Origin of the sequence: Sphingomonas segetis, assembly GCF_009720245.1 — a bacterium.
GTDB classification, from domain to species: Bacteria; Pseudomonadota; Alphaproteobacteria; order Sphingomonadales; family Sphingomonadaceae; genus Sphingomicrobium; species Sphingomicrobium segetis.
In genome coordinates this window covers 1-873 of the sequence record NZ_WJSQ01000302.1, presented here as the reverse complement: position 1 = coordinate 873, position 873 = coordinate 1, and the positions used below count along the sequence as shown (strand labels likewise).

Annotated in this window: 1 protein-coding gene; it reads left to right on the top strand. The window is 71.1% G+C overall.

Annotated elements, in window-relative coordinates:
- Positions 1 to 873: anthranilate phosphoribosyltransferase (gene trpD / locus GH737_RS14915; protein ID WP_155265541.1), on the top strand; the 873-nt coding region annotated here is incomplete at both ends.

The following is an 873-nucleotide window of genomic DNA, read 5'->3' as shown; positions in this document are numbered from 1 at the left end:
GACGCGCGTGCCTTGTTCGGCCGCATCGTCGAGGGCACGCTCGGCGAGCCGCTGATGGCCGCCGCCTTCGTAGCCCTCCGGGTCAAGGGCGAAACCGCCGAGGAGCTGACCGGCGCCGCGCTGGCGCTGCGCGACGCGGCTCGGCATTTCCCAACGCCAGCCTATCTTTTCGCCGATAGCTGCGGGACGGGCGGCGATTTCTCCGGCTCGATCAATGTCTCGACCGCCGCGGCCCTCGTCGCCGCGGCCTGCGGCCTTCCCGTCGTCAAGCACGGCAACCGCTCGTTCACGTCGAAGTGCGGCTCCGCCGACGTGCTCGAGGCGCTGGGCGCCCGGCTCGATTTGTCACCGCTCGAATCGCGGGAGATTCTCGACCGGACCGGCTTCTGCTTCCTGCTCGCGCCGATCTACCACCCGGGAATCGCCCACGCCGGGCCGGTCCGCCGAGCGCTCAAGGTGCGCACGATCATGAACCTGCTCGGCCCGTGCCTGAACCCGGCGCGACCGAAGGTGCAGCTGCTCGGGGTCGCAGATCCGGGCCTGCTGCGGCCAATCGCCGAGACGTTGCGGGCACTGGGAGTCGAGCGCGCGCTCATCGTGCACGGCTCAGGACTCGACGAAGTCGCGCTGCACGGCTTCACCCGCGCGGTATCGCTGCGCGCCGGGCTGCTCGAGGAGATCGAGATCACGCCCGAAGAGGCGGGCCTCGAGCGAATGCCGGTGCAGCAGATCGCCGGCGGCACGCCGACCGAAAATGCCGCCCGCCTCGCCGCGCTGCTGTCCGGCCGCGGCGGTGAGGCGGATAACGCCGTGGTGGCGCTCAACGCGGGCGCCTTGCTGATGACCGCCGGCAAGGCCGCGAACCTGCGCGAA